General features: G+C 43.9%; 4 protein-coding genes. 2 read left to right on the forward strand and 2 right to left on the reverse strand.

Going from position 1 to position 5,610, the window contains the following annotated elements; all coding sequences use genetic code 11:
* Positions 1 to 3,158: translocation/assembly module TamB domain-containing protein (locus B4J23_RS00590; RefSeq protein ID WP_291358258.1), on the forward strand; the 3,158-nt coding region annotated here is incomplete at its 5' end.
* A gap of 108 nt (positions 3,159 to 3,266) precedes the next feature.
* Here the strand turns inward: B4J23_RS00590 and xseB are convergent.
* Positions 3,267 to 3,461, reverse strand: a complete 195-nt coding sequence (gene xseB / locus B4J23_RS00595; RefSeq protein WP_005235956.1) for an exodeoxyribonuclease VII small subunit — start codon at positions 3,459 to 3,461, stop codon at positions 3,267 to 3,269.
* Positions 3,451 to 4,722 carry an exodeoxyribonuclease VII large subunit gene (gene xseA, locus B4J23_RS00600; protein ID WP_291358262.1) on the reverse strand — a complete coding sequence of 424 codons (1,272 nt, stop codon included), beginning with the start codon at positions 4,720 to 4,722 and terminating at the stop codon, positions 3,451 to 3,453. The genes xseB and xseA overlap by 11 nt, the downstream gene beginning before the upstream one ends.
* Positions 4,723 to 5,176: 454 nt before the next feature.
* Between xseA and B4J23_RS00605 the strand changes: the two genes are divergently transcribed.
* Positions 5,177 to 5,610: I78 family peptidase inhibitor (locus tag B4J23_RS00605; RefSeq protein ID WP_291358264.1), on the forward strand; the 434-nt coding region annotated here is incomplete at its 3' end.

The raw sequence follows: 5,610 nt of genomic DNA on the forward strand, positions 1-5,610 counted from the left end.
GTGAATCAGGCGATGTTGATCTGGTACTGGTCGAAGGCCAGCAGAATATCCATGTCGCTACTCAGGTTGCTCAGCATGAAGAAGGGCTGTTGCCGACAGGAATGTATCAGGCACAACTAAACCTGAAAAATAATATTCTGAATGTTCCAAGTTTTAAATATAGTGGAAATGGACAGGCAGGCAGTCTAACAGGTAATGCACGGGTTGAACTGCCAGAAGAAAAACGTCAGCTCAAATGGTCCGCAGTATTAAATGCCCAGAACCTGAATACTCAAACTCTGGCTGCAGCTTCACCAATTGACCGCTTGAATGGTCGAGTAAAAGCCAGTGGTTACGCACGCCCGAATCAGCAGATTATTAACCTCAGCGGTGTAGATCTGACCGGACGACTGGCTGCGCAAAATGAAACCGTTCATCTGACAGGTAACAGTAATATTGCCTTGTTGTTCCATGATGAAAAAGCAGGTGGCGGATTCAAAAGTTATGCAGTCAATTATGATGGCGCATTAAGTGCCAGCCAGATCAAGGCCAGTCAGGGATTGTTGAAACTGCGCTTGTCGGGTACGCCTGATATGCTGAATATCAAGGAACTGCGTCATGATGGGGTCGCTGGAAAAATTAATGCCAATGGTCAGGTGAACTTGGCGAATGGTATTGGCTGGAATGTAAATGCTTCTTTAGTGCGTTTCAAACCTCAGTATTTTAATGCCAAGCTTAAAGGTGAATTGTCTGGCAATCTGCAAACCCAAGGTGTCTGGTCGGATGCAGTGAAGCGTGTCCAGATTCAACGCTTAAATCTGGCCGGTATGTTGAATAATAAACCGGTACGCGGTAAGGGTAATCTGGCTGTATTGATTGATTCCAAGCAGCGTGGTTTTGTACCGCAGCAGTTTGAAGCCAATAACCTGTTCCTGTCTTATGCCAGCAACCAGATACAGGCCACAGGTAATGCACAAAATCTGCAACTTAAAGTGAATGCGCCGGCATTATATGAGCTTTATCCGGGATTAAGAGGCCGGGTACAAGGCTACATCAATATGCAAGCACAACCGCGTTTGCAAGCAACTGCGAATCTGGCAGTGGACAATTTTGCCTTCAAGAATCTGTTTAGCGTAGACAAGATTCGGGTACGCGGCCAGTTGCCAACTTCGCAAACCACACCGACTTTATTGACTGCGACCATGGATCAGTTGCGTAGTGGCAATAGACAGATTGTACGCGGTGAAGTGTCACTTGCTGGAACGCGCGCCGCGCATGTGCTACAAGTTCAGGCTGAAAATAAGCTGTCTAAATTCTTTGTTCAGCTCGCAGGTGGTTTTAATGCACAAAATAACTGGTTAGGCCAGATCCAGCGCGGTGATTTCGACTCACTGCGTACTCATCTGGTGCAGCGTCAAAATGCAGCTGTAATTTATAACACTGCACAGTCGGATCTGTTTGTTGGCGCTCATTGCTGGATGAGTCAGCAAAGTCAACTTTGCTTTGACCAGCCAATTCGAGTCAATAAAACTCGAGGTAGTGCTTCATTTATTACCCGTAACCTGGATCTGGCTGACTTTAGTGCCTTCCTGCCAGAAGGCATAGCATTAACCGGTAAAGTGAATGGTTATGCCAAGGCAGCTTGGGCACAAGGTGCTAAACCGAAAATTGATGCTCGTCTGGTAACCCGCAATGGGGTGATCGGCTTATCTTCTGATGATCCGGAATATTTAGGCTCGACTTTAAAATATGATGAAGTGGGGCTGGTCGCAAAAAGCGTGGCCGCTGGATTACAGATTCGTCTGGATGTGAAAACGCCGGATATTGGTACAGGCTATGCCAATGTAATTATTGATCCATATCGTGACAATAAACCAATGCGTGGCGAGATTGCCTTTAACCAGGTTCAGTTGAAGGTCTTTAAGCCATTCATTCAGGATGTGCGTAATCTGGATGGTACCCTGTCGTATGCAGGTAAAATTAGCGGAACGTTAACCGATCCATTACTTGAAGGTGAAATTCGGGTTAAGGACGGGGCGATCAACATGATTTCATTACCAGTCAATCTAACCAATGTGCAGCTCTATTCATCAGTCCGTCAAAATACCGCGACTATTAATGGTGCATTTAATAGTGGTCGTGGTGCTGGTAAATTAACTGGTTCTGTAGACTGGAAAGGTGATCCTCGCGTACAGCTCAAACTTCAGGGTGAAAATCTGCTGATTCGCCAGGCACCGCTGATTACTGCGGTGGTTACGCCTGATCTGACCCTGGATATGTATCCGTTCAATAAAAAATTGAGCTTGAGTGGTAAGGTCGATGTTTCTCGTGCATTGATTTCTATGCCTGAAGCGTCTGAACCTGTTGTGGGCTTGTCTTCTGACGTACGCGTAGTACGTGAGGGAGATGACCAGCTCGCCATTCTGAAAGCGGCACGTCCATGGGATATTCGCGCAGATGTTGCAGTGTCGTTAGGAAATCAGGTGATCTTCCAGGGCTTTGACAGCCGTATTCCACTCTTAGGTCGTGTCAATCTGACACAACGTGGTTTGGAATCTGCGATGCGTGCCAATGGTGCGATCGGGGTATCACAACGGGTGAAAATTGAAGCCTATGGACAAAGTCTGGATCTGAACCGTGCGATTGCACGTTTCAATGGCCCGTTATCGAATCCAACCCTGGATATTGATGCCAATAAATCGATACAGGGCAGCACGGTGGGTGTGCGTGTTACAGGTACAGCTTCAAGTCCTGCCATTCAGGTGTATAACGATGCTGGTCTGTCTGAACAGGAAGCGTTGAATGCCTTAATTACAGGTCGTATCAATGAGGGGGCTTCAGGTTTAAGTCAGGCGGAAGGCTTCAGATCTGATGTAAACAACACCATTGCAGCCGCAGGGATCAGTCTGGGCTTAGGCGGTACGCGTGCCTTGACCAACCAGATTGGTCGTAGCTTTGGCTTGAGTGGTCTGGCACTGGATGCACAGGGCACAGGGGATGATACTCAGGTGTCTGTAACCGGTTATATTACGCCAGACTTGTATATCCGTTATGGGGTTGGCGTATTTACCCCAGTGAACAAGCTGACTTTACGTTATCAAATGAATCAGCGTTTATATCTGGAAGCCAGTCAGTCTTTAGAACGTGCAATTGACTTGTTCTATAACTGGCGGTTCTAATCTAATAAAAAGCCCTCTCTATGAGGGCTTTTTTATAGGGAAGAGATTTCAAAATAGCCTAAGCTATTTAAATCATCAGCCTATACTGATTTAAGGTATTTAATAAAATTAATCCTTGAATGTCTCGTTCAATGCATTCTGAACGGCTTCCACTCGGGATTTACAGGCTTTATACGCCTGCATAGACTCTTCAACGATTTTCATCAGATTATCAATATCTGGTTCTTGCTGAGATTCAAGTAATTCAGCATTCTTTTTCAAGATGTCATAGCCTTCTTGAAAGCTCAAAGTATCATGACTCATGGGGAGTTACCTGCGTAAGTTGTGCTGAAAATAGGCCATCGTTTAATTCAACCTGAATGGGTTGTTGGACATCAATTTGATAAATTGAACGAACTACATGATCTTGCTGCCGCACAATGGCATAGCCTTTGGACAAAACATGTTTGGGATTTTGCAGGAGTGTTTCCCGCATTAGGGCATCTAGCTGCTGGTTAATCAGTTGGGTCTGTTGCTGGGCAAGGTTAGAGGTGTTGGACTTGAGCTGCTCTAAACGTTGCAAGGCATTCATAATCTGGTGATTGGCCAAATTTTGGATTAGCTTTAGATATTGCTCATTCTGGCTTTGATAAGCCTGAATTTGCTGTTGAGAAAGTCTCTGGATACTTTGCAGGTTATTTATAACTTCTTGCGTCAGCTCGACGACATGATTGCGAATTCCAGCAATCACTTTACTTGGTGTGTCGAAAGAACGATGAGCAATTTCATCCAGAATCGTCCTGTCTTTTTCATGACCAATACCAACCCAGACGGGAACTGAACGTTTGCAGAGCAGGGCAGCCAATGCATAGTCATTTAAATAAGCCAGATCATTGACTGCACCACCGCCACGAATGATCACGATCAGGTCAGGCGCGTTATGATAAGTTTGTGCCCACTGCTTTAAAGCTTGTGCCAAGCTTTGCATGATGCTTTGCGCTGCCGTATTTCCCTGAAAGGTCGCACTGTGATAGATAAATTCGCATACCTGAGCTTTTTGTAAAGCATCAGCATCTTTCTTGAAATCGCCCAGACCTGCAGCCTTTTCCGGAGCAATCACCAGAATCCGGTTGAGGTCAAAAGGTGTAGGCAGATTTTTATTGCGATCAATCAGACCTCCGGTTGTCAGTCTCTCTACAATCTGCTGATAACGTCGGGCTATATCACCCAAGGTATATCCAGAATCAATCTCTGTAATATTTAGGGAAAACCCATATTGCGGATCAAAGCTGGCTTTGACTTTGATTAAAACCTTAAGGTCCCGGCTTAGCTCAATACCACTTTCACGTTCAAATTGCGTCACAATTTTCTGTGCAGCAAATTTCCAGATGGTGGCCCGGCAACTGGCAATGACCTGATCATTGTCAGGATCTTTTTCTGCCAGTTCCAGATAGTAATGGCCAGCTTTGATATTTAAATTTCGAATCTCAGCTTTGACCCACACCGGTGTATCGAAAGTGATTTTGACCACTTCCTGAACCGTAGAAAGGTATTCTTTTAAAGAAAGCTGGAGATCGTCTTGCATGCCGAGATAAAGTTTAAAATTCAATCAAATATTAAATCAATATAGCCGCTAGTACAAACATCAAGCTTCGTGCATAAAAAAGGCTAGGACAAAGAAACTGGGAGATAATTAATTTAATGATCTAAAAACAAAATATTAGAGTAATGCTTGGTTGATGAAGGGTGATAAACAATTTGTATAATAATGTAATGACATTGTCATCTTAAAGCCATTCCAATATTTAACTAAATCTAAATTTTAGTTAGTTTAAGAAAGAGATTACTTTTAAAAGCTAATTATTGATTGATATAAATCATAGGAAATAGTGAGAACTTAAATGGGATTAAACCTAATGATATTAAGAAATGATCCTGCCGCTTTTTACAGAATTACAAACACTCAAGCCTTTTCAGATCTGACGCTATAAGTGGAATATGCTACATTAAAGGTGAATTCCTTTAGAAGAATACCGCTCATGAAAAAAATAATTTTATCTGGTTTGTCCGGATTATTTGCATCCATCCTCCTTACTGGCTGTAATACGACCCAGTCGACTGACTCAAACTCAGCGTCATTAGGAACAGCGAATCCAGCGAGTGCCTATTGTATTAATCAGGGTGGAAAGCTGGAAATCCGTAATGAAACTAATGGGCAAGTGGGCTATTGTCATTTAAAAAATGGGCAAGTGGTCGAAGAATGGGAATATTTCCGAGCAAACCAGCCTAAATGTATCGCTGATCAGGCAGCTGCGCTGGTTGGCCAATCTAATTTAACTGAAGCAAAAATCAAAGAGAAAACCAAAGCTCAAATGGTACGCATGGTTGCACCTGGCCAGCCTGTCACTATGGATTATCGTGAAGAGCGCGTGACGGTCACTGTAGATCCAGCCACTAAGAAAGTAGTTCAGGC

This window comes from Acinetobacter sp. UBA3025, assembly GCF_002367915.1.
Lineage (GTDB): Bacteria > Pseudomonadota > Gammaproteobacteria > Pseudomonadales > Moraxellaceae > Acinetobacter.

What these genes read in the sequence shown, in the direction of transcription:
- xseB (WP_005235956.1), bottom strand. Translation starts at nt 3,461, where the DNA reads ATGAGTCATGATACTTTGAGCTTTCAAGAAGGCTATGACATCTTGAAA.
- xseA (WP_291358262.1), bottom strand. Translation starts at nt 4,722, where the DNA reads ATGCAAGACGATCTCCAGCTTTCTTTAAAAGAATACCTTTCTACGGTT.